This window comes from Aeromonas sp. QDB23 (assembly GCF_027707745.1).
GTDB classification, from domain to species: Bacteria; Pseudomonadota; Gammaproteobacteria; order Enterobacterales; family Aeromonadaceae; genus Aeromonas; species Aeromonas allosaccharophila.
Genome location: NZ_JAPCJA010000041.1, coordinates 17,775 through 38,801, shown reverse-complemented (window position 1 = coordinate 38,801; position 21,027 = coordinate 17,775). Strand labels below are relative to the sequence as shown.

The 21,027-nt window shown below is 57.3% G+C and carries 13 protein-coding genes and 1 tRNA gene; 6 read left to right on the top strand and 8 right to left on the bottom strand.

Annotated features, from left to right (window positions below; translation table 11 throughout):
* Positions 1-74: 74 nt before the first annotated feature.
* The 3 genes from PG888_RS16375 to PG888_RS16365 all read left to right on the top strand — a co-directional run bounded on the left by PG888_RS16375 (position 75) and on the right by PG888_RS16365 (position 6,783).
* On the top strand, positions 75-1,124 hold the full coding sequence (locus PG888_RS16375; protein ID WP_270693839.1) for an efflux RND transporter periplasmic adaptor subunit: 1,050 nt from the start codon (positions 75-77) through the stop codon (positions 1,122-1,124).
* The gene (locus PG888_RS16370; protein WP_182939134.1) at positions 1,124-4,240 is read left to right on the top strand and encodes an efflux RND transporter permease subunit; all 3,117 of its coding nucleotides are present in this window, start codon (positions 1,124-1,126) and stop codon (positions 4,238-4,240) included. Before PG888_RS16375 ends, PG888_RS16370 begins: the two co-directional genes overlap by 1 nt.
* 185 nt (positions 4,241-4,425) lie before the next feature.
* Positions 4,426-6,783 (top strand): YgiQ family radical SAM protein, encoded by a 2,358-nt coding sequence (locus PG888_RS16365; RefSeq protein ID WP_213393362.1) that lies wholly within the window; start codon positions 4,426-4,428, stop codon positions 6,781-6,783.
* Between the two features lie 61 nt (positions 6,784-6,844).
* Here the strand turns inward: PG888_RS16365 and PG888_RS16360 are convergent, their stop codons facing one another.
* From PG888_RS16360 to PG888_RS16350, 3 genes are all read right to left on the bottom strand, one after another.
* Complete coding sequence (locus PG888_RS16360) at positions 6,845-7,546, bottom strand: retron Ec48 family effector membrane protein (RefSeq protein WP_213393361.1); 702 nt, start codon at positions 7,544-7,546, stop codon at positions 6,845-6,847.
* Positions 7,547-7,851: 305 nt separating this feature from the next.
* Positions 7,852-8,883, bottom strand: a complete 1,032-nt coding sequence (locus PG888_RS16355) for an IS630-like element ISAhy2 family transposase (protein ID WP_041204896.1) — start codon at positions 8,881-8,883, stop codon at positions 7,852-7,854.
* An 88-nt stretch (positions 8,884-8,971) separates the two neighbouring features.
* On the bottom strand, positions 8,972-9,964 hold the full coding sequence (locus tag PG888_RS16350; protein ID WP_270693838.1) for a reverse transcriptase family protein: 993 nt from the start codon (positions 9,962-9,964) through the stop codon (positions 8,972-8,974).
* 959 nt (positions 9,965-10,923) lie between these two features.
* Here PG888_RS16350 and PG888_RS16345 point away from each other — a divergent pair.
* Positions 10,924-11,874: a transposase gene (locus PG888_RS16345; RefSeq protein ID WP_201934417.1), complete on the top strand. Its 951-nt coding sequence runs from the start codon at positions 10,924-10,926 to the stop codon at positions 11,872-11,874.
* 357 nt (positions 11,875-12,231) lie between these two features.
* Positions 12,232-13,146, top strand: a complete 915-nt coding sequence (locus tag PG888_RS16340; RefSeq protein WP_201934413.1) for a Gfo/Idh/MocA family protein — start codon at positions 12,232-12,234, stop codon at positions 13,144-13,146.
* Between the two features lie 96 nt (positions 13,147-13,242).
* Here PG888_RS16340 and PG888_RS16335 read toward each other — a convergent pair whose 3' ends face one another.
* The 3 genes from PG888_RS16335 to PG888_RS16325 all read right to left on the bottom strand — a co-directional run bounded on the left by PG888_RS16335 (position 13,243) and on the right by PG888_RS16325 (position 16,677).
* The gene (locus PG888_RS16335; protein WP_005347582.1) at positions 13,243-13,593 is read right to left on the bottom strand and encodes a TusE/DsrC/DsvC family sulfur relay protein; all 351 of its coding nucleotides are present in this window, start codon (positions 13,591-13,593) and stop codon (positions 13,243-13,245) included.
* A gap of 24 nt (positions 13,594-13,617) precedes the next feature.
* A complete protein-coding gene (yccS, locus tag PG888_RS16330) occupies positions 13,618-15,771 on the bottom strand; it encodes a YccS family putative transporter (protein ID WP_213393725.1) in 2,154 nt (717 codons plus the stop codon).
* Positions 15,772-16,020: 249 nt separating this feature from the next.
* On the bottom strand, positions 16,021-16,677 hold the full coding sequence (locus PG888_RS16325) for a Bax inhibitor-1/YccA family protein (RefSeq protein WP_042061979.1): 657 nt from the start codon (positions 16,675-16,677) through the stop codon (positions 16,021-16,023).
* A gap of 209 nt (positions 16,678-16,886) precedes the next feature.
* Here PG888_RS16325 and PG888_RS16320 point away from each other — a divergent pair.
* Positions 16,887-16,974 (top strand) — tRNA-Ser (locus PG888_RS16320).
* Positions 16,975-17,170: 196 nt separating this feature from the next.
* Here PG888_RS16320 and PG888_RS16315 read toward each other — a convergent pair.
* Both PG888_RS16315 and PG888_RS16310 read right to left on the bottom strand, forming a co-directional pair.
* A complete protein-coding gene (locus PG888_RS16315; RefSeq protein ID WP_270693837.1) occupies positions 17,171-19,729 on the bottom strand; it encodes an HsdR family type I site-specific deoxyribonuclease in 2,559 nt (852 codons plus the stop codon).
* Between the two features lie 206 nt (positions 19,730-19,935).
* Complete coding sequence (locus tag PG888_RS16310) at positions 19,936-21,012, bottom strand: Fic family protein (protein WP_077097230.1); 1,077 nt, start codon at positions 21,010-21,012, stop codon at positions 19,936-19,938.
* Positions 21,013-21,027: the final 15 nt, after the last annotated feature.

The window sequence follows — 21,027 nt, the reverse complement described above, 5'->3', positions numbered from 1 at the left end:
CATAGTCACGGCATAGTCTGGGGCTAAAATGGCCCCAATCTGGTTTTTCTTTCTCACTCTTCATGGATCGTTCGATGAAAATGCGTATCTGGCTCGGCTTGGGCCTTCTTCTAATCGTGGTTGCCGGCGTCTGGGCGCTGCGTCACAGCGAACCCGCCGCCAAAGCACAGGCCAGACAGGTCAATATCCGCACCCAAACCGTCAAGCAGAGTCTGGCCGAGCCGACCCTCAAGCTGGTGGGCAAGCTGGCGGCCAATCGCTCCGTCATCATCAGCCCCGAAGTGACCGGCCGCATCGTCAAGATTGCGGTGCAATCTGGTCAGAGCGTGACGAAGGGGGAGACCCTGATCGCGCTGGATGCGGGCAAGCAGCAGGCGGAGCTGGCCGAGCAGAGCGCCAGTCTGCGTGACGAGAACCGCAAGCTGGGGGATATGCGCAAGTTGGTGGCCCGTGGCGCCGTGACCCAATCCGAGCTGGAGGGGCAGGAGGCCACCGTGGCCCAGGTGCAGGCGCGCCTCGATGCCGCCCGTTACGAGCTCTCCCTGCGTACCTTGCAGGCACCCTTTGCCGGTACCGTGAGCCTGATTGACTTGAGCGAAGGGGCACTGGTCAACAGCGGCGATACCTTGCTGCATCTGGATGAACTCGACAAACTGCGCCTCGATCTGGCGGTGCCGGAGCGTTACCTCTCCCTGCTGCGCCCGGGCATGGCGGTCACCGCCACCAGCACAGCCTGGCCGGATCAGCAATTTAACGGCACCCTGACCACCCTCGATAGCCGCGTCTCCAACGATACCCAGAACATCAAGGCGCGGGTGATGATCCCCAATGGCAACGGCCAGTTGCGCCCGGGCATGCTGCTCAATGTGGAGCTGGCGTTGCCTGCCCAGCAGCTCACCCTGATCCCTGCCCAGTCGGTGGAGTACGCCGGTGAGCAGCGCTTTGTTTACCGTCTCGAGGCCGATGGCCGGGTCAAACGGGTGCCTGTGGTGCTCGGCGAGACCGAAGGGGAGACCGTCTGGGTCACCGATGGGCTGAAGGTCGGCGATCGCATCGTGGTCGAGGGGCTGGTCAATCTGCGTGATGGGGTGCAGGTGCGTGACCTGGCCGAGGTGAACGGCTGATGTGGCTCTCCGATATCTCAGTACGCCGCCCGCTGGTGGCAGTGGTGCTCAGTGCCCTGCTCACCGTGTTTGGTCTGGTCGCCTTCAGCAAATTGACGGTGCGGGAGATGCCGGATGTGCAGATCCCCTCGGTCTCCATCACCACCACCTATGAGGGGGCGGCCCCCTCGGTGATGGAGAGTCAGGTCACCAAGCCCATCGAGGATCAGCTCTCCGGCATCAGCGGCATCAAGAACATCAACTCCATGACCCGCAAGGGGCGCTCGATGATCACCGTCGAGTTCAAGCTCGGCTGGAACATGGTGGAGGGGATCTCCGATGTGCGCGATGCCCTCTCCCGCGCCCGGCCACGGCTGCCCGATGATGTGGACGAGCCGCTGGTGACCAAGGATAGCGGCAACGGCGATGTGGCGATCTGGCTCAACTTCAGCAGCAGCCAGATGGATCGCACCGCCATGACCGACTACGCCAACCGCGTGCTGGTCGACCCCTTGAGTCTGGTGGACGGGGTGAGCGAAGTGGCGCTCTCCGGCGATCTGACCCAGGTGATGTATGTGCGGCTGCGCCCTGCCGACATGGCGGCCCGTGGCATCACGGTGAGCGATGTGGAAGAGGCCCTCAAGCGGGAGAACATCGAGCTGCCGGGGGGGGAGATCCGCAACAACTCCATGACCATGGCGGTGCAGATCGCCCGTCTCTATCACACCGCGGAAGATTTCCAGCAACTGCAAGTCACCACAGCCGCCAACGGCCAGAGCGTCTATCTGGCCGATATCGCTGATGTAGAGGTGGGGGCCAAGAACGAAGACAGCGCCTATCAGCGCAACGGTAAGGAGAGTCTGGGTATCGGTATCGTCGCCCAGTCCACCGCCAACCCGCTGGCTGTGGCGCAGGGGATCGAGAAGAAACTCGGCGAGATGCAGCGCTTCCTGCCCGAGGGGGCCAAACTCGAGGTGGATTACGACTCCACCATCTTTATCAAGCAGGCCATCGACGAGGTGTATGAAACCCTGGCCATCTGCGCCGTGCTGGTGGTGGCGGTGCTCTATCTGTTCCTCGGGCAGGGGCGCACCACGCTTATTCCGGCGATCACGGTGCCGGTGTCGCTGATCTCCGCCTTTATCGGTGCCTGGTATTTCGGCTTTTCCATCAACCTCATCACCTTGCTGGCCCTTATTCTCGCCATCGGTTTGGTGGTGGATGACGCCATCGTGGTGGTGGAGAACATCCACCACCATCTGCAGCGGGGCGAACCGCCGCTGCTGGCCGCCTGGCACGGCACCCGCGAGGTGGGCTTTGCGGTCATCGCCACCACTGCCGTGCTGGTGATGGTGTTTGTCCCCATCGCCTTTATGGATGGCATGGTGGGGCGGCTCTTTACCGAGTTTGCCATCCTGCTATCGCTGGCGGTGCTCTGCTCCTCGCTGGTGGCGCTGACCCTGACCCCGGCCATGGGTTCCTGGCTGATGCGCCCGCTCGATAAACCGAACCGGCTGACCGCCGGGCTCGACCGCGGGCTCGGCTGGCTGGAGGGGCACTATCGCCACCTGCTGGCGTGGGTGCTGCGTCGCTCCCGCTGGACGCCGCTGGTGCTGCTGCTCTGTCTGGGCGGTATCGGCGCCCTCTTTACCCAGCTGCCGACCAGCCTTACCCCGACCGAGGATCGCGGCGTCATCTATGTATTCGTCAAGGGGGCAGAGGGGACCAGCATCGAGCGGATGAAGCGCAACATGCAGCAGGTGGAGTCCGCCATTATGCCAATGCTGGGCAAAGGGGTGGTGCAGGCGCTCAGCTTCAGTACCCCCGCCTTTGGCCGTGGCGGCGATCAGACCGGTATGGTGATCATCCAGCTCACCGACTGGGCCGATCGCGACGTTACCGCCACCGAGTTTTCCCGTTCGCTCGGCGCCAAGCTTTCCGGCATTCCCGATGTGATGATCCGCACCTTCCAGCCCGGTTTCCGTGGCGGCTCCACCGCCGCGGTGCAGTTCGTGCTGCAGGGCAACGACTATGCCGAGCTTTACCAGCAAGGGTTGGCACTGCAACAGGCGGCGCAGGGCAGCGGCCTGATGCTGAGCCCGGATCTCGACTATGCCGAGAAGACCCCCGAGCTGCAGGTGACCATCAATCGTGACAGCGCCAGCCAGCTCGGTATTCCGGTCTCAACTGTTGCCAACAGCTTGCAGACTCTGCTGGGCGGGGCGAGCAAGACTACCTATGTGGACAGGGGCGAGGAGTATGACGTCTACCTGCGCGGCAACCAGACCGAGTTCAACGGCATCTCGGATCTCGGCCGCATCTACCTGAAGGCCGCCAACGGCGAGATGGTGAGCCTCTCGACCCTGGCCACTGTCAAGCAGGTGGCGACCGCCAACCGCCTCAACCACTACCAGCGGCAGAAGGCGATTACCCTGACCGCCGACGTGCACCCTGATCACACCCTGGGGGAGGCGCTCGATTTCCTCGATGGCTGGGCCAACGCCAACCTGCCGACCGGCATGACGGTGGATTACGCCGGTGATTCCAAGGATTACCGCGACAATCAGGGGGAGATGGTGCTGGTGTTCGGCCTCGCCCTGCTGGTGGTCTATCTGGTGCTGGTGGCCCAGTTCGAGGGCACCCTGACCCCGGCGGTGGTGATGGTGACGGTGCCGCTCGGCATCTTTGGTGGTCTGCTCGGCCTCTGGTTGACGGGGCAGGAGATGAGCATCTACAGCCAGATCGGGATGATCATGCTGATCGGCATGGTGACCAAGAACGGCATCCTCATCGTCGAGTTCATCAACCAGCTGCGTCAGCGCGGGGAAGGGTTCGAGGAGGCGATCATCGCAGGCTCGGTGCGCCGCCTGCGCCCCATCCTGATGACCTCCCTCACCGCTATTATCGGCGCCGTGCCGCTGATGCTCTCCATGGGGGCGGGCTACGAGAGCCGGATGGCTGTGGGGACAGTGGTCTTCTTCGGGTTGTCGCTGGCGACCCTGGTCACCCTGCTGGTGGTGCCCGCCATTTACCATCTGATCGCCCGTCACGCCGGCATGACAGGGGCGCGGGATCAGCAGGTAGACGAAGCGCTGGCTGCCAAGGGGGCAGGGGAGTCGCAGCCTCCGGCGCTCTGACCAGCATCCTGACCAGAACCCAAGCGGGGCCAGTTATCAGCCTTCCTCATCACAAGGGCGCCTGCGGGCGTCCTTGCTATTGCTGGCGGCGGCCTATTCCGTGGGATCTATAGGGACAAAAAGCCATCGCTCCCCTTGGCCGCAACCGGTATAATGCGCGACCCGAATTTTTCCAGGTGTTCAAAATGCAGCCGGTACCCAACCTTTTCTCCTATCCCCGCTATTGGGCCGAGTGCTACGGCACGGCGCCCTTCCTGCCCATGTCCCGCAAAGAGATGGACAAGCTCGGTTGGGACAGCTGCGACGTCATTCTGGTGACGGGCGATGCCTACGTGGATCACCCGAGCTTCGGCATGGCGGTCATCGGCCGCATGCTCGAATCCCAGGGCTTTCGGGTCGGCATCATCGCCCAGCCGGATTGGTCATCGAAGGATGACTTTATGCGCCTTGGCAAACCGAACCTCTTCTTCGGGGTCACCGCGGGCAACATGGACTCCATGATCAACCGCTACACCTCCGACAAGAAGCTGCGCCACGACGACGCCTACACCCCGGGGGATGTGGGCGGCAAGCGGCCGGATCGCGCCACCCTGGTCTATACCCAGCGCTGCAAAGAGGCCTTCAAAGAGGTGCCGGTGCTGATCGGTGGCATCGAGGCCTCCCTGCGCCGCATCGCCCACTACGACTACTGGTCCGAGACCATCCGTCGCTCCATCCTGCTCGATGCCAAGGCCGATATCCTGATTTACGGCAACGCCGAGCGTCCGCTGATCGAGGTGGCTCACCGCATCGCAGCGGGGGAGACCATCGACACCATGCAGGATATTCGCGGCACCGCCGTCATCCGCAAGGAGCCGCTGCCGGGCTGGAAAGGGGTGGATTCGAGCAAGCTCGACCAGATTGGCCGCATCGATCCCATCATGAACCCCTATATGGAAGGGGCCCCCTGCTCGGATGACGCCACCGACGCGGCTCCTGCCGCGCAAGAGGCCCAGCCGGTGCTGGTGCAGCCGCCCAAGCCCAAGCCGTGGGAGCTGACCTATGTCAAGCTGCCGGCGTTCGAGCGGGTCAAAGAGGACAAGGTGCTCTACGCCCACGCCTCGCGCATTCTGCACCACGAGACCAACCCCGGCTGTGCCCGCGCCCTGTCGCAGGCTCACGGCGATCGCATCATCTGGGTCAACCCGCCCGCCTTCCCGCTGGAAACCGACGAGATGGATGGCGTGTTCGGCTTGCCTTACCAGCGGGTGCCGCACCCGGCCTATGGCAACGAGAAGATCCCCGCCTTCGAGATGATCAAGACCTCGGTCAACATCATGCGCGGCTGCTTTGGCGGCTGCTCCTTCTGCTCCATCACCGAGCACGAAGGGCGCATCATCCAGAGCCGCTCGGAAGAGTCGATCTTGAAAGAAATCGAAGATATCCGCGACAAGGTGCCCGGCTTTACCGGCGTTATCTCGGATCTCGGTGGCCCCACCGCCAACATGTACAAGCTGCGCTGCCAGAGCCCCAAGGCCGAGCAGACCTGTCGTCGTGCCTCCTGTGTCTGGCCCACCATCTGCGCCCACATGGACACCGACCACACCCCGACCATCAACCTCTACCGCAAGGCGCGTGACCTCAAGGGGATCAAGAAGATCCTGATCGCCTCTGGCGTGCGTTACGACATCGCGGTAGAAGATCCGCGCTATATCAAGGAGCTGGCCAAGTACCACGTCGGCGGCTACCTCAAGATCGCGCCGGAACACACCGAGGAGGGGCCGCTCTCCAAGATGATGAAGCCGGGCATGGGCAGCTACTACCAGTTCAAGGAGCTGTTCGACAAATACTCGAAAGAGGCGGGCAAGCAGCAATACCTGATCCCCTACTTCATCTCTGCCCACCCGGGCACCACAGATGAAGACATGGTGAATATGGCGCTGTGGGTCAAAGAGAACCGCTTCAAGCTCGATCAGGTGCAGAACTTCTACCCGTCGCCGCTGGCCAACGCCACCACCATGTATTACACCGAGAAAAACCCGTTAAACAAGGTGAGCCGTACCGGTGGTGATGTGTTCGTGGTCAAGGGTGAGCGCCGTCGCCGCCTGCACAAGGCGCTGCTGCGCTACCACGATCCGGCCGGTTGGCCGATGATCCGCGAAGCCCTGCTCGCCATGGGCAAGGGCCACCTGATTGGCAACGGCCCCGGCTGTCTGGTGCCGCCAGAAGGTCGCGGTGAGGCGGTGGCTTCGCGCAGTACCAACAAGGGGCTGAAACCGGCCCTGACTCGCCATAGCAACATCAGCCATCAGCGTGGCAATGGTGGTAATGGCACGGGTAACAAGGGGACTGGCGGCAAGCCGGTGGGCTCCCAGCTGCAGAAAGGCGCGGGTAACGGCAAGCCTGCTGCGCAGGGTGCCGGTCAGGGCAAACCGGCTGGCAAACCTGCCCATAAAGGCAAGGCACCAACACGCGCAGGCTCTGCCAATCCGGGCGCAAAACCCGCCACTCAGAGCGGCAAGCCTGCGGCCAAAGGGAATGGCGCCAAGCGACCGGCTCGGTGAGTTTTCTTGACTGGACAGCGACAGAAATAAAAAAGGCGACCGGATGGTCGCCTTTTTATTTCTAAGTGTATAAACGTTTTTGGCCTGATAATGAAATTGGATTCTTAGTAAATGTTTTGTTTACTTTGTCTATAAATATAAAAATCTCTTCTTCAACCCTTATATAGTCATTTTTTGGCAAAATATCAAATTTTATACCAAAAACACCTTCAAGTTTAGGCAGCATTCTTTTTTGATGGTCAACCATGTAAATATTGGCTTTTTCTGCAACTATATTGTTCGAAGTGACAATTTCCTGCTTAATATCATTAATTTGATTATGATAATCTTGAGATATACTCATGTTCCCATCTGATGAATTTGGGAATATGAGATCATACCAGTGAAAAACGTCAATTTTGTTTTTTGATATGCCTGAATGTTTCATTAGCTCAGCATTTACAAAATCGGAGAACAATCTAATATGGCTAAGATGGTTATTAAAAGCATTATGTTTAATACCAGTAAGATAACTAGTTAATGCTATTAGCGCGCCACCTAAGGTACCAAAAAGAGTTAAAAACCAACCACCTGCCAATAGTATTTGAGTGGCGGGCTCTATTTTTTTAAAAGCAAAAGTATAGCACTCAGAAGAAAAACAAAAATCTTTATGACGCAAATCTTGGTATACGATAGTGGAAGCTGAACACAAAAAAAGAAATAATACTAATCCAGCAACAATAAAAATAATTAAAAGAAATGTGTTAAGGTTTTTTTTAGTCAAAGTATGTCCCTCCAACTTCCTTGCTTGGAGCTATTGCATGTAATCGAGCCCTTAATTCGGAAACTAAAGGTTTATATCTTTCCGTTCTGTTTATAATGTTGAGGATGTACATGCTTATATAATATGAACGTGAATATTTGAGATCATCACAACCATTCGCAGCCAATATCTCTAAACGTGTCACATTGCGTTTGACTCGATCAATATCTCTTTGAGATGGGAGAGGCTGAATTTTCAGTAGCCGGTCTCTTAGTTTCGTGTGTGCGTTGTGACCTACACGAGCTAAATAACTGATCCCAATAGTGCTACACCTTCGCTGTGCCATAGCCATTCCCCGGGAAAGGAGACACGGTATCCATGAAGTGTTTCACTCGGGCCAGCAGGTTTGCCATCCCTCTGCATTGATGATTGCGCGTGATGGTTTCATGTAACTTGTGCCATAGCCGTTCTATGTGATTAACCCAAGGGCTGTAAACTGGCTGGAACACCAGGCTGAACTTGGGATTCTTCTTCAACCATCGCTCGGTCTGTTTGCTTTTGTGAATGATGTAGTTATCGAGGATCAACGTGATGGTTTTGGCTCGTCGGTAGTGGTGGCGCAGCTTTTCCAGCATGGCAATAAACAGCGATGAGTTTTTCTTGATCCCGCTGACGTAAAGTACCCTTCCGTTGCCTGCGTGGAGAACGCCTGCCAGATAATGCTTGGCATTCTGCCCCGGTGTGACAACCCGCTTTTGCTGCGCTCTGAACATCCAGTCGGCTCCTAATTTGGGATTGAGGTCTATATCGACTTCATCCTCATAAAACACCGGATTATCGGCATCACAGCGGGCCAGCGCGGCGTCGATATTCGCCATTTTTTCCTGATAGGCTGGGTCTTTTATCCGCAAGGTCGGCACGGGCCTGCGCCAGACAATGCCCATACGAGGTAACCATCGGCGGAGCGTGGAGGCTGCCACATTGAGCCCTGTTAATCGATTGATTTTTATAGCCAATAGTTCAGTACACCAACGGCTGCGCTGATAACCAAAATCTTGCGGAGAAAACTGCATGAGCAGCACCAGTAAGGTGACAATCTTGGCGATAGGTAAGACTGGGGCACGGCCAGCCGGTAAGGCTTCTAGCGCATCTATGCCTTCATCTCGATACCACCGAAGCCAACGACCGATGGTCGAGCGCGCAGCGCCGGTAAGGTGATGAACATCGGTGATCGTGCGTCCTTCATGTAACAGCAAGATGGCCATCAAGCGACGAGCATGTCCTTTATCACGGGTGGCATGGATGATTTTGTGAATGCGGCGCCGTTGTGGTCGTGGCAGAGGTGGTAGGATAGGCATCAACTCAGTCCTTTGGGTGTGGCTTGTTTTGTTTAGCGACTAATCAGATCGCACAAACTGGACTGAGTTCCCTTCCTCCGGTGATCTACTATTCGGAACAGCTATTTAGTTTATGTACTCTTCCCAAACATCGTTCAAATGCTTTTCGGTATGCTTTACTGGTTCTAAAATTATTAGTTGCAGCTCTTAGCTCTACATTTTTTACGGATGCCCTAATTCTTCCAACCTCATCAGATGGTAGCCGTGGTGTATGAAAATTAACTCTTAAACCATGGACTAATAGTGGTTCACTGGATGTACTCAAAGTCTTTGATTTGGCTTTGTTTATTGGGAAGTCTTTCTCATGAATCATATCCTCAATGCTTTTTTTTGCATTTTCAAAATTATAATCATATATCTTTGATGAGACAGTAATATCATCAACCAATCTAGTGTAAATTAAATTTTTTCTTTTTAGGCGCTGTACTATATCATGCTCAATATCCCATAAACACAAGCACGCTAAATAGCTTGATGTTGGCGCCCCCTGAACTATATGGGAACCATCTTCGCTATCAATGCAGCATAAGTCACTGAGTATTCTAGCCGTATCACAATCAAATTTAAAAAATTTAATGAAAATATCATAGACTAAATCATACTGGATATTATCAAAAAAGTTCTCAATATCATATTTCAATATACTTTTTGCTTTACAATGTTGCTGAGCACAGCTTATATAGTCACGTTTTAGGATGGCATCTTCATAGAGAACATCAATTTCTGATGGAACAGAACCGAACAAGTAATATGGCCAAACAACAATTTTTGAAAGGACACGATTATTTATTCTTCGTTGTATTTTTTTTATTAACGGGTGAGGTATATGGACTATTCTTTCTCCTCCGCTGCTCTTTGGAACTTTTTTAGCTATGTACCGTTCTGCAGATGTCATATAAAGTGCACAATTGAGTTCAGATGCACTCAAACCTAATGCAACTAGTAGGTTTTCTGGAGAGGAAATTTTCTTGGAAGTCTTGAGGGTCGGCTTTATGGGAGCCTGAATAGGTTGATTTTCATTCATATACTGTAAAATTGACATGGTTGCCCCATAGCTCTAGGGGATAAAAAGAGATGATGCCTACCCCGAAAACCAATAGCTTCTGCCATCTCTTTTCGAACCAATGCCAATTACCGCAGGCTACAGTCTCTTTTGGAGACGGCGGAGGGTGAGCCGGCGAAAAGCCTGCTAAAGCAGGCGCCCTGTGAACAGGGCTGATACTATTGGCGTTTATATCGGGTGCAGCATACAGAGCGATACGCTCGTGCGTAGTAAACCTTAAACAAAGTCCTCAGTTGGGTCAATATATTTATTTCAATTAGTCCGCATGTTGGGCTAAAAAATAGGTTGGTGCTGAACGAAGTGAAGCCCAACGTTTACCGAGAAATGTAACTGGAATTTGTTTTACCGAACTGCCACATCCATGTTTATCCCGCTCAGGTTGGCGCAATAATACTTGCCTGTTGGGCTTCGCTGCGCTTTGCGCCAACCTACGAAAATGAAAAGACGCTACCGCCCGTGGATTACAGCTTCCAATATGCTCCATTGACCCGCGCTGGCTGGCAGTAACCCATCGCAGTTCAACAGGTTCTGGGTGGCTATGGTAAGCCAAACGAAGCTGATTAGGCGGCCATCTGGGACACCCACATTTTTGACCGCACTTTTTGATTGCTGTGTGCATCCCGTATGTTGGGTGAAAAATCGTAGGTTGGTGCTGAACGAAGTGAAGCCCAACGTTGATCTGGGATTGCTGGGCGCTTGGCTTGCGCCATTGCATCGGGTGAGCATCGGGTGACTCAAGGGCGAGAGCTAAATGGCAGCCATAAAAAAACCGGCATCATGGATGCCGGTTTTTTGTTTGACGATGAGAGGGCTGCTTAGCGCAGGATCATCTCGTCACGGCCCGGGCCGACGGAAACCGCGAAATCTGGGACACCCACCTTTTTGACAGCGGCGTAGTGCTGGTCTTGACTTGAGAGGTCACCGTTGAGGGATGCGCCATGACCATTGCCCGTTCACGTCAAATCAGTTTGCAGGATACGCCTTACTACCACGTGGTCAGCCGCTGTGTGCGGCGAGCCTTTCTGTGTGGTGACGATGCCCATTCAGGCCAGAGTTACGAGCATCGGCGTCAGTGGGTGGTCGACAAGTTGGGGCAACTATCGCGGCTGTTTGCGATCGGCATTTGTGCCTATGCGGTGATGAGCAATCACTATCATCTGGTGCTCAAAGTGGAGCCCGATACCGCAGCCAACTGGAGTGAACGGGAGGTGGCTGAGCGCTGGGCGGCGCTTTTCCAGTGGCCGCATTTGGTCAGGCGTTGGTATCAGGGGGCGATTCAGATCGAGCCTGAACTGGCTGTTGTGCAGCAATTGCTTACCCAATGGCGGGAGCGGCTTCATTCCATCAGTTGGTTTATTCGGCTACTCAATGAAAATCTGGCCCGTCAGGCCAATCAGGAAGATGGTTGCAAGGGCCATTTCTGGGAGGGCCGCTTCAAGAGTCAGGCTTTGCTCACCGAATCAGCCTTGCTGGCCTGTATGGCGTATGTTGACCTCAATCCGATACGAGCCGCGTTGACCGATCGGCTAGAGCAGAGTGACTACACCAGTATCAAACAGCGCCTTGACGAGCCTGCTGCCCCTGAGGTTTTGCCACCACTTTTGCTGCCGTTTGCCAGCCAGGGGAAGCCTGAAGAATTGCCCTATGCCTTCACCGATTACCTGATGCTGGTTGATTGGACAGGCCGTGCTATTCGGCCCGACAAGCAGGGTCATATTCCGGCCCAACTTGAACCCATTCTGGAACGGTTGGGTCTTGATGGTGTTCGCTGGTTGAAACAGGTGACGCTGTTCAGGCGACAAGGGATCAGAGTGGTGGGAGACAGAGATCAATGCCAGCAGTTTGCCCACCACTGTGGCCAGCGGCGATGCCATCAACCACGGCTTTGATTGCTTCGCGTCCACCCTGCCGATAGCTCCGGGTATTGCACATAGTCCAGCAAATGGCTGTGCAGGGGCCGTTGCTTTCTAAACCTGAAAATCTCTCTCACTAGCCAAATTTTGTAGGCATCAGTTCGGATGCACAGACCCTTATGGTGCCTGCAACTGCGCGATAGTGGCTTGCTCCATAAGGTGGGTGTCCCAATTTGAGAAGAAGAAGTAAGAGAAGCCGAGGTGCTCTCTTTGTTCGGTGCCAAGGGGAGAGTTAGCGGCATATCGGAGTGGCAGGCTGGATCTGCGGGACAAATCCTGCGATGGTGCGGGCAGTTATCCGCTTGTCCCGTTATCGAGAGAAAAGGAGTTGAGATGCGCATTGCCATGATTGGTCTGGGGGATATCGCCCAGAAAGCCTATCTGCCGCTGCTGGCGAGCGATGAGCGGGTCACGCCGCTGCTCTGCACCCGCAATCCATCTGTGCTGGAGAAGCTGGCCCGCCAGTATCGGATCGCCGAGTGCTTTACCGATGTGGCGGCCATGCTGGCCAGCCGCCCCGACGCCGTGATGATCCACGCCGCCACTGCGGTGCATAGCCAGATTGCCGAGCAGTGCCTGCGCGCAGGGCTCCCCACCTTTGTCGACAAGCCGCTGTGCGACAATCTGGCCGAGGCCGAAGCGCTGGCCAACCTCGCCGTGGCGCAAGATTGCGCCCTCTTTACCGGCTTTAACCGCCGCTATCTGCCCGCCATGGCCGAGGCCCGTGCCCAGCCGCTGACCGAACTCAATTGGCAAAAACACCGCTTCGCCCTGCCCGGCAAGGCGCGGGATTTTCTGTTCGACGACTTTATCCATGTGCTCGACAGCCTCTGCTTCTATGGCGGCGTGCCACAGGGGGACTTCCATGCGGTATTGCGACCGGATTCGAAGGACAAGCGTCTGTTGGCCGGAGTAAGCGTCAGCTGGCAGAGCGGCGATCGCGCCATCAGCGGCAGCATGAACCGCAGCGCGGGGATCACCGAGGAGCGCATCGATGCCTACGGCGACAACCTCTCCCTGCACCTTGAGAACTGCACCCGCGGCAGCATCGCCCGCGACAAGGCAGCGCAGATGCTGGCCCCCAACGACTGGCAGCCGGTGCTGGCCCAGCGCGGCTTTGCCGCCATGCTGGAGCACTGGTATCAGCAGATTGCAATCGGCAAGGCCGATAGCGAGCTGATCGCCTCCTACCTGCACGGCCACCGGCTGGCGGAGCAGCTGGTCGCGCTGGCTGACAAACGGGGATAAGACAGGCTGGAAGTGCGCGTGGCATGAATGCGCGGTGCGTGAGAAAGACGCATGAAAAACAACGGGGGCCGCAGTTGCGGCCCCTGTTTTATGGGATCAGATGCATTTCACCGGTTTGGGCAGGCCGCCAATCTTGGTCGCCTGCTTGGCGGGCCCTTCCGGGAACAGCTTGTAGAGATAGCGGCTGTTGCCCTTCTCGGGGCCGTACTGTTTCTCCATCGCCTTGACCAGCGCACGGATGGCGGGGGAGGTGTTGAACTCCAGATAGAAGGCGCGCACAAAGCGCACCACTTCCCAGTGCGGCTCCTCCAGCTCGATCCCCTCCTGTGCGGCCAGCACCAGCGCCAGCTCCTCGCTCCAGTCGTTGCTGTTGAGCAGGTAGCCCTTGGCATCGGTCTCGATGAGTTGGCCGTTGAATTCCAGCTGATGTTTTTCGGACGCAGACATGGGGGCTCCTCGCTAATGGGGCTATCAGGATTGGGCGGGCATGGTAGCGCCTTGATCCCCGGTGAGCAACCGGCTCTCGTTGGCCAGATGCAGCAGCTGATCCGCCAGCTCGCTGATCAGGTTGAGCTGCTGGGTCAGCATCAGCTGCTCCTCGCTGCTGTCTGGACTTATCACCGGGCACTGACCCCCGATGGCGCTGGAGGGGTTGCCCGCCAGATGGCCGGCGGCCTGCTCCAGGGTGTGGCAGATGTGGTGGCGCACCTCATCCAGCCCGCTGATGGCCTCCAGCTTGTCGCGATGGGCCCCCAGCGCCGAGATGTAGGAGAGCAGGGCGTGGTTGCGCCAGGTGAGGGTAAAGCAGAGATCGAGGAAGCGGCGGCGCTTTTGCGGCTCCACCAGCATGCTCTGCCAGGCGGTGGCCAGCTCGCTGTCCGCCAGATGGGCGCTCTTGCGCGCCACCCGATAGTCGATGGACTCGTCCCGTTGCTGCTTGAGGCTTGCCAGCACCGCCGAGAGGTAGCGGGCGTTGGCCGAGAGCGAATTGGCGATCAGGGTCGGCAGCCGCTTGTACTGCCAGTCCGGCCACAGCCAGGCCACCAGCCCGTAGGAGATGAGGCAGCCGAGCAGGGTATCCAGCAGCCGCGGCCCGAGGATCGCAAAGCCGATGCCATCGAGCAGGTTGAACGCCATCAGCACGTAGAGGGTGATAAAGCAGACCGCGGCGCTGTAGTTGTTGCGCACCTGGGTGAAAAACAGGAAGGCGGCCAGCCCCATCACCACCAGCTGAACGTGCAGCTCGGGGAAGAGCCAGAGCACCGGAATGCCCACCAGAATACCGGCGAAGGTGCCGAGCATCCGCTGCACCAGTCGGCGGCGGGTGGCGCTGTAGCTGGGCTGGCAGACAAACAGCACGGTCAGCAAAATCCAGTAGCCCTTTTCCAGATCAAAGGCTTGCAGTATGCCGTAGCCGATCACCAGCCCGAGCGACAAACGCAGCGCATGGCGAAACACCATGGAGTGCAAGGTGAGATGCTGCTTGAGCTGGACCAGCAGCGGCAGGCGGGGCGGGCGAGCCAGCGCGGGCAGCTCCTGCTGCGGCTGTTCGGGGTTTTGCAGCACTTCGGCGCTGCCCAGCAGCTGGTTGATGCTGGCCAGATTGCGGCGCAGGAACTTCATCGGTGTCAGCAGGGTTTTCGGGTAGTGCTGCTTGAGATTGGTGAACTCCAGCTGATCGCCGAGGGCCTCCAGAGTCCAGTGAATACGCTTGTTATGGGCGTAGGGCTTGTGCACCAGAATGGCGTAGCCCAGTCGCTGGCACGCCTCGGAGAGTTGCAGGAAAACCTCCTGAAATCCTTCCAGTACGATGCCCTGCTTGAGCTCCGCCTCCAGCCGGCTGTAGGGGTAGTGGCTGGAGGTGGCGCGCTCGTGAATTTCCAGCGCCAGCAGATAGAGGCGCAGCAGGCTGGCAAGTTCGGGGCTGGCCGGATGGCGGCGGCTCAGGCGGGCGTTGAGGGCCGATTTGGTGAGGGTCAGCGCGCTCACCAGATTGATGTTGAGCTGGGCCAGATTGTGGCGAATGGCCTGGGCGCCGTGCTCGTCCGCCGGGAAGAAGCGGGACTTTTCCAGCAGATAGCGGCCAAGGGCGAAGTAGCTCTGGGCCAGCTGCTCGTGCAGGGTTTTGTAGGGTAGCAGCCAGAGCCAGATAAACGAGACCAGCCCGTACCAGAGGGCACCGGCGCCGAGCGCCAGCGGTTGGTAGAAGAGATCCGGCGCCTTGGCGGCCCCCAGCATGGTGTAGATGGCGATCAGCAGCGAGCCGAAGCTGATGGTGGCGTAGCGGGCACCGAGCGCACCCACCATCACGAAGATAAAGGTGGAGCTGGCCAGCCCAATGGCAAACAGCCAGGGGGTGGGGTAGAGATACTGCACACAGAGGGACGCGAACATGAAGCAGATGAGCGTCATGGCGAGGTTTTTGAGCCGTCCCCACAGGCTGTCGTCGGTTTCGGCGATGGCGCCCGCCACTACCCCGAGGGAGAGCAGCACGGTGAGCTGGATATTGCCTGTGGCCAGGGTGAAGGCGAGCAGACCGAGAATGGCCAGCAGCACCTTGAGGGCGAAGTAGATGTGACTATCGGTCAGCAGTCGGCGTAACAAACCGGAGAAGTCCATGGGCATGCTAGGCACCACCCTTGAGCGAAGCAAAATCGATGTGACTATCAGTCAGCAGTCGGCGCAGCAGGCCAGAGAGATCCATCGGCATGAGACAGGTGAAACCCTTGATCGAAACGAGAGCGAGATAGTAACCCGCCAAGCGCGAAGTGGCCCTGATCCAAATCAGGGCCACTTCGCTTCATATCCTTGATTTACAACTTATCCTGACAGAAAGAGGAGCCAGTAAAAACCCCGCCGAAGCGGGGTTTCTGATTAGTTGCGGTTGCCGCCAAGCAGGCTCAGCAGGCTCAGGAAGATGTTGTAGATGGAGACATACAGGGTGACGGTGGCAGAGATGTAGTTGGTCTCGCCGCCGCGCACGATCTGCTGGGTCGTCAGCAGGATGGCGCCGGAAGAGAACAGCATGAACATGGCGGACAGGGCCAGGCTCAGGGCGCTCATCTGCAGGAAGATGTTGGCCACCATGGCCACCAGCAGTACCCAGAAACCGACGAACAGCATGCCGCCGATGAAAGAGAGGTCACGCTTGGTGGTCAGGGCATAGGCAGACAGACCGAAGAAGGTGAGCGCGGTGCCGCCAAGGGCGGTCATCACGATCTCGCCACCACCATTGTTCATGTACATGTTGATGATGGGGCCCAGGCTATAGCCCAGCAAACCGGTCAGGGCGAAGGTGAAGACCAGCCCCATGCCGTTGTTGCGATTCTTTTCGGTCAGGAACATCAGACCGTAGACGCCGATCAGGAACACGGCCCAGTGCAGCGGCGGCATGTTCATCACGGTAGCGATGCCCGCCACCACGGCAGAGAAGCCCAGAGTGAGGGAGAGCAGCATATAGGTGTTACGCAGCACCTTGTTGGTATCGCGTACGGCACTTTGGGTGCCAGTGTAGATAGAACGGGTATCCATCTTGGGTGTCCTCTTGATGTCCGGGTGAGACGGCGAGCAGCCGCCTCGTGATCGCTGTTTGTTACTGCATGTAATAGGCATTGTATGTAGAACAAATAGGGATGACGAGGAACAATTTCAAGCCACCTGCCATTTTGCTCCCGCACACTATCCCACAGGAAATATGTATTGCATATGAACGGGCCATTGACGTAGTATGCACGCCGTTCGGAGGGGTGGCAGAGCGGCTGAATGCACCGGTCTTGAAAACCGGCGATGGGCGACCATCCGTGGGTTCAAATCCCACCTCCTCCGCCATATATATAGCCCAACTGATTGATTCGGTTGGGCTTTTTTGTATCTGAGATTTTTGGTATGCCAGTGAGTATGCCATTAGGTGTTGGCTGTCCTACCCCTTGATAGCATTTCTTTGGACAGTTCATTGCCACGCCTCCCTCAAGTTACCCAAAACAAGAGAGGGCCATTGGCCCTCTCTTGCTATCTATTTTGTTGGTCAGTGCAAACAGCACTGCTTGTACTTCTTGCCGCTGCCACAGGGGCACGGCTCGTTACGGCCAATCTTGATGGGTGCCTCCACTGGTTGAGAACGTGCCGGGCGCTCGCTGCGTTGCGCCAGAAAGTGGGCATGCAGGATACGAGCGGCAAAGCGGGCCTTGGTGGCTTGTTCTTGCAGGTGTTCATTGCTGAGCGCTTCGAGCGATGTAGGCATCTTCTCCAGGGGTTCAGATATCATCGCCAGCGCGTTATCGGCAAAGCGCTTCTTGCCATCCTCAAGGCCAAGAATAAAGTTGGCGGCCCCGGCGAGCAGCTTGTGGCCACCGGTGAGGTAGTCGCTGTAATCAAAGCCATGCAGCAGGGCGCGCAGGATATCGAGTTTCTCCTCCAACACCGCGTAGGCCTCATGGGCATCGACGGTCGGCTTGCCCCGTCCTTTGCTGGCGGTGTACTCCTTGATGGCGCTCTTGAGCTCGTTGGCGATCCCGATGTAATCGACCACCAGCCCGCCTTGTTTGTCCTTGAACACCCGGTTCACCCGTGCAATCGCCTGCATCAGGTTGTGGCCCTTCATCGGCTTGTCCACATAGAGGGTATGCACGCAGGGCGCATCGAAGCCGGTCAGCCACATGTCGCGCACGATGACTAGCTTGAGCGGGTCACTCGGGTCTTTGAACCGCTTCTCCAGCCGTTTCTTGACCAAGGCTGGATGAATATGGGGGCGCAGCAACGCCTTGTCAGAGGCGCTACCGGTCATCACGATCTTGATGGCCCCCTTGTCGGGGTCCGGGTCATGCCAGTCGGGGCGCAGGGCCACCACGGCATCATACAAGTGCACGCAGATCTCGCGGCTCATGGCCACCATCATCGCCTTGCCATGCTGCGCCTGATTGCGCTCCTCGAAGTGGGCCACCAGATCGGCGGCCACCCGCTCTATCCTAGGCTTGCTGCCCACCACCTTCTCCAGTGCGGCCCAGCGTGACTTAAGCTTGGCCTGCTCACTCTCTTCCTCATCCTCGGCCAGTTCATCTACTTCGTCATCTAGGTGGGTCAGTTCGTCAGCTTTGAGCGACAACTTGGCGAGGCGTGACTCGTAATAGATCGCCACAGTCGCGCCATCTTCCTTGGCCTGCTGCATGTCATAGATGTGGATGTAGTCGCCAAACACCGCGCGGGTATCTCGGTCTTCGCTCGATACCGGAGTGCCGGTAAAGGCCACAAACGTCGCGTTGGGCAGTGCGTCGCGCAAGTGCTGGGCATAGCCGACTTGATAGCGCGCTGCCCCTTCTGCAATCTGGTTGGGCAATTTGAGTGTGGCATTAAAGCCGTACTGGGTACGGTGCGCCTCATCGGCAATCACCACGATGTTGGCTCGTTCGCTCAGCACTGGAAAGCTGTCTTCATCCGCGCCTGGCATAAACTTCTGAATGGTGGCAAACACAATGCCACCGGAGGGGCGATTGGCCAGCTTGCTGCGCAGATCTCCACGGGTTTCCACTTGCACCGGCTGCTCGCGGATCAAATCTTGCGACAGGGAAAACACCCCGAACAGCTGGCCATCAAGGTCATTACGGTCGGTGATCACCACGATGGTCGGGTTCTCCATCGCCGCCTCGCGCATCACCCGCGCCGCAAAGCAGGTCATGGTGATGCTCTTGCCGCTGCCCTGGGTGTGCCACACCACCCCGCCCTTATGGCTACCACCGGGGCGCGACGCCGCCACCACCTGGGTGATCGCCGCGCGTACGGCATGAAACTGGTGATAACCGGCGATCTTCTTGACCAAGCGGCCATTGTCTTCAAACAACACGAAAAAGCGCAGGTAATCGAGCAGCATGGCCGGGGTCAGAATGCCGCGCACCATGGTCTCCAGCTCGCCAAACTCGCCATAGGGGTCGAGGTTGACCCCATCCACCGTGCGCCACTGCATAAAGCGCTCGGCATTGGCCGACAGCGACCCCATCCGCGCCTCGCTACCATCGGAGGCAATCAGGATCTCGTTGTACTGAAACAGGTCGGGGATCTGCTCCTTGTAGGTTTGCAGCTGATCAAACGCCTTCCAGATGTCGGCATTCACATCGGCCGGGTTCTTGAGCTCAAGCACCACCAGCGGCAGCCCGTTGATGAAGAGGATGATGTCGGGGCGGCGGGTGTGTTTGGGCCCCTTGATAGAGAACTGGTTGATGGCCAGCCACTCGTTGGCGGTGGGCTGCTCGAAGTCAACGAGGCGGACAAAGTCCCCCACCGTCTCGCCATCGCGCTGGTACTGCACCGGCACCCCATTCACCAGCAAGCGGTGAAATGCCCGGTTGGCCGACAGCAGCGCCGGGGTATCGAGATTGACCACCTGCGCCAGCGCATCTTCACGCGCCACCAGCGGCACGGAGGGGTTGAGCCGGGCAATCGCCTCCCGCAAGCGCTCGCTCAGCAGCACCTGCTGGAACTGCTCACGCCACGGGTTATCAGAATCGGGGGCCACATCGTAGCCACACACCACGCGATAGCCCACCTCGCTCAGCCACCCCAGCACCTCTTGTTCCAACTGATCTTCGGTCATTGTTGCTCAATCCCTCAAGACGATCCCTGGCACCCCCATGGCCTCTGCCATTCGGGTATGCCCAACCTGCTCAGCGTCACAACGGGTGACATATCGACTCGTCACCCCCATCTGTCGATGGGATCGACAGGTTGCGAAAATATGTTTAAAAAAAGCCGAAAAATCGACACGTCATGGTGATATGTCGATCCCGTCACCCTGATCGGTTAGCGGGTCAACTCGGCGAACAACGCATCGTTGATGTAGTACTTTTCACGGCCAACCTGCTCTTCCCGCAAGATGCCCATCGTCGCCAGTGTTTGCAGATAGCGAGAGGCCGTCTGGCGTTTGGCAATACCGGCATCGACCAGAAACCCGATCTTGGTGTAGGGCTGCATAAAAATCAGTTCGACCAGATCCTTGCTATAGATGGCCTCCGCCTCCCGCTGCACCCGCTCGCGCACCTCTTCCATCAAACTCAGGATGCGATTGACCTGCTCAAAGGTTTGTTGTGCCGTGCTCTCCACAGCCCTGAGCATAAACAGCACCCAGGGTTCCCATTGCTGCGCTTCGGTGATGCCCCGTAGGCCGGCATAATATTCCTGCCGATTGGCGATGATGTAGCGCGACAAAAAGAGCACCGGGATATCCAACAGTTGCTGCTCAACAAGATACAACAGGTTCAGGATGCGACCGGTACGGCCATTACCATCGGGGAAGGGGTGTATCGCCTCGAATTGGTAATGCATCACCGCCATCTTGACCAGCGGGTCCAGCTCATCCTCGGCATGGATAAATTGCTCAAGATTGGCCAGCTTGTCGCGGATCACCTGCTCTCCAACGGGTGGGGTATAAATGACCTCACCTCGGTCACTCTTCAGGGCCGTACCGGGGATGGCGCGAATGCCGATATCCACCTGTTTAATCAGCCGAACCAGTTCAATAAACAGGTTGGTATTGAGCGGGCGATCCTTGAGCGAATGGAAGCCATGATAGAGCGCCTCACGGTAGCGCAGCACCTCTTTGGTGTGAGGATCTGTCTTGCCATCGCGGTTGGCGGCGGCGCGATACAGCTCGTCATTGGTGGTGACGATATTCTCGATTTCCGATGAGAGCCGCGCTTCTTGCAAGATGATGCTGTTAATCAGCAGCCCCTGATTGGGGATCTTGGCCGCCAGCCCGCGCAGATTGGCCAATACCCGGTTGGCCGCGATGGCTTGTTTCAACACCGCCTTGGTCTCCAGCTCGATGATGGGGGGCAGCAATGGCAGGTCGTTATAGGGCTGGTTACGATCAAATGACATCAGCAGTCACCTCTT

Excerpts from the sequence above, each read along its gene's own strand:
- PG888_RS16375 (WP_270693839.1), top strand. The coding sequence starts at position 75 with ATGAAAATGCGTATCTGGCTCGGCTTGGGCCTTCTTCTAATCGTGGTT.
- PG888_RS16370 (WP_182939134.1), top strand. The coding sequence starts at position 1,124 with ATGTGGCTCTCCGATATCTCAGTACGCCGCCCGCTGGTGGCAGTGGTG.
- PG888_RS16365 (WP_213393362.1), top strand. The coding sequence starts at position 4,426 with ATGCAGCCGGTACCCAACCTTTTCTCCTATCCCCGCTATTGGGCCGAG.
- PG888_RS16355 (WP_041204896.1), bottom strand. The coding sequence starts at position 8,883 with ATGCCTATCCTACCACCTCTGCCACGACCACAACGGCGCCGCATTCAC.
- PG888_RS16350 (WP_270693838.1), bottom strand. The coding sequence starts at position 9,964 with ATGTCAATTTTACAGTATATGAATGAAAATCAACCTATTCAGGCTCCC.
- PG888_RS16345 (WP_201934417.1), top strand. The coding sequence starts at position 10,924 with ATGACCATTGCCCGTTCACGTCAAATCAGTTTGCAGGATACGCCTTAC.
- PG888_RS16340 (WP_201934413.1), top strand. The coding sequence starts at position 12,232 with ATGCGCATTGCCATGATTGGTCTGGGGGATATCGCCCAGAAAGCCTAT.
- PG888_RS16335 (WP_005347582.1), bottom strand. The coding sequence starts at position 13,593 with ATGTCTGCGTCCGAAAAACATCAGCTGGAATTCAACGGCCAACTCATC.
- yccS (WP_213393725.1), bottom strand. The coding sequence starts at position 15,771 with ATGCCCATGGACTTCTCCGGTTTGTTACGCCGACTGCTGACCGATAGT.
- PG888_RS16325 (WP_042061979.1), bottom strand. The coding sequence starts at position 16,677 with ATGGATACCCGTTCTATCTACACTGGCACCCAAAGTGCCGTACGCGAT.
- PG888_RS16315 (WP_270693837.1), bottom strand. The coding sequence starts at position 19,729 with ATGACCGAAGATCAGTTGGAACAAGAGGTGCTGGGGTGGCTGAGCGAG.
- PG888_RS16310 (WP_077097230.1), bottom strand. The coding sequence starts at position 21,012 with ATGTCATTTGATCGTAACCAGCCCTATAACGACCTGCCATTGCTGCCC.